Origin of the sequence: Methanoculleus sp. DTU007, assembly GCF_001512385.1 — an archaeon.
Classification (GTDB): Archaea; Halobacteriota; Methanomicrobia; order Methanomicrobiales; family Methanoculleaceae; genus Methanoculleus; species Methanoculleus thermophilus.
This window is the reverse complement of record NZ_LFRO01000081.1, coordinates 1,984-4,510: the sequence shown is the minus strand read 5'-3', so window position 1 is coordinate 4,510 and position 2,527 is coordinate 1,984. Positions and strand designations below refer to the sequence as shown.

Here is a 2,527-nt window from a genome sequence, read left to right as displayed (position 1 = left end):
GACCTTCTCCTTGATCCCGCCGACGGGGAGCACCGCGCCGGAGAGCGTCACCTCGCCGGTCATCGCGAGCGTCGGGTCGACGGCTCTCCCGGTGACGAGGGAGGCGAGGGCCGTCAGGATGGTCACCCCCGCCGACGGCCCGTCCTTCGGGGTCGCCCCCGCCGGGACGTGGATGTGGATGTCGCTTGCGAAGAAGTCGAACCCTGTCGTGATGGTCGCGAGCCGTGAGCGGATCAGGCTGAGCGCAATCTGGGCCGACTCCTTCATCACGTCGCCGAGCTGCCCCGTCAGCGTCAGTTTCCCTTTGCCGGGCATGAACGTCCCCTCGATGAAGAGGATGTCCCCGCCGACCGGCGTCCAGGCAAGCCCCGTCACGACGCCGGGCGGGTTCTCCTTCCGCGCCATGTCCGGCCGGACGGTCTCCCGGCCGAGGATCTCGGGGAGCATATCGGCCGTCACGACGACCGGGAGATCGACGCCTCCCGAGACGACCTTCGCCGAGACGTACCGGGCGATCCGGGCAAGCTGCTTCTTGAGCGTCCGGACCCCGGCCTCCCGGGTGTAGCGGTCGATGATCGCCGAGACGGTTTCGTCCTCGATGCGGAGATGATCCGCGGTCAGGCCGTGCTCCTCGAGGGTCTCCGGGATGAGATGCTCCTTTGCAATCGCAAACTTCTCTTTCTTCGTGTAGCCCGAGATCTCGATGACCTCCATCCGGTCGAGGAGCGGCGCCGGGATCGTCGAGAGACTGTTTGCGGTCGCGATGAAGAAGACGTTCGAGAGATCGTAGGGGACCTCCAGGTAGTGGTCCGAGAACGTGCTGTTCTGCTCGGGATCGAGGACCTCGAGCAGAGCGCTTGCCGGATCGCCGGAGTAGGAGACGGCGAGCTTGTCGACCTCGTCGAGGACGAAGACCGGGTTCAGCGTCCCGGCACGCTTCATCCCCTGGATGATCCGGCCGGGGAGCGACCCGACGTAGGTCCGCCGGTGCCCGCGGATCTCCGCCTCGTCCTTGACGCCGCCGAGGCTGATCCGGACGTACTTCCGGCCCAGCGCCTCGGCGATGCTCCGGCCGAGGCTCGTCTTCCCCGTCCCGGGCGGGCCCACGAGGAGGATGATCGAGCCCTGCTTCTCCTCCTTGAGCTTCATGACCGCGAGGTGCTGGATGATCCGCTCCTTAACCTTCTCAAGGCCGTAGTGGTTGCTCTCGAGCACCCGGCGGGCCTCCTCGATATCGATGCTCTTCTTCTCGACCGTCCAGGGCAGGTCGAGCAGGAGGTCGAGGTAGTTCCGGATCCCCTGGCTCTCGTGGTGCTGGCTCCCGCCCGTCTCAAGTTTCTTGAGCTCTGCAAGAGCCTTCTTGCGGACCTCCTCGGGCATCGTCGAGCGCTCGATCCGCTCCCGGTAGTCATCGTCGCCGGACGAGTCGTCGCCCCCGTTGAGTTCCTCCTGGATCACCCGGAGCTGCTCGCGGAGCATCGCTTCGCGGTTCGCTTTTCCGATCTTCTCGGAGGCCTTTCTCGCCACCTCGATCCGGAGGTTGATGCTCTCGCTGAGGTCCACCAGGAGCCGGAGGAAGGCCGTATAGCGCTCCCTGACGGAGACGGTCTCGAGGAGAGACTGCTTTGCGGCAACGTCAACCGGGAGGAACGGCGTGACGAATGCCATGATCTGGTCGATGGACTCCAGTCTATCGACCGGCCGCATGAATTGCTCGGAGCCCTGGAAGTTCCTGCCGATCTCGTGGATGGCCGCCTTGACGTCTGCAAGCATCTCTTTTTGAGTCCCCTCGTCGATGTCCATGATGTCCGGGAAGGGTTCGCAGGCGGCGTAGATCAGCCCGTCCTGCTCGGTGAAGCGGGCGACCTTCACCCGGGAGGTTGCATGGGCAAAGACCAGGTAGCCGTCGTCCGCAGGCTGTATGTGCGCGATCGTAAGGAGGTTTCCGATCGTATACACCTCGTCGGCGCCGACCTTCGGTCCCTTTACGCCGCTCTTTACGGTCAGCCCGACCGCGGATATGGACCCGTCGCCCTTCACTGCGGCCATCAGCGCCTTCCCTGTGGCTGCGTCGACCTGGAGTTTCGTCCGGGTCTCGGGGTAGACCACGGTCTCAAAGAGCGGTATGACGATCGTCTCGTTGATTTCGGGGTTTTGTGAGTGCATGGTGACTCCAATCATTTAGTTTGAATTTACCTAACAATTCGTCCGGGCAAAAAATTACCTGACCTTCCGGAGGATCTCGATCAAGAGATCCACCTCGTTCTCATCGAGTGCCTGCACAATCCTCTCGATCATACGATGGAGCGCATTCTGCTCGGCGTTTGCTATCATCCGCCCCTTCTCGGTCAGGCGGATGTAGGCCATCCTCCCGTCATCGGGGCACTTCTGCCGATAGGCGCACTCCATCCGGACGAACCTATCGACCATCTCCGTGACGGTGGGTTTCGAGTTGTTGGTGATCTCGGCGAGTTTGCTGAACGTCAGGTCGTGATGCTTCTCGATGACTTTCAGGTAGGCGATCTGT

2 protein-coding genes are annotated in these 2,527 nt (G+C 63.0%); both read right to left on the bottom strand.

The features are described 5' to 3' along the window. Window positions 1–2,166, bottom strand: a 2,166-nt coding sequence (lon, locus tag ACI94_RS08845) for an endopeptidase La (RefSeq protein WP_286681327.1), incomplete at its 3' end; no start/stop codon positions are given. 54 nt (window positions 2,167–2,220) lie between these two features. Next, on the bottom strand, window positions 2,221–2,527 hold a 307-nt coding region (locus tag ACI94_RS08840), incomplete at its 5' end, for a MarR family winged helix-turn-helix transcriptional regulator (protein ID WP_286681326.1).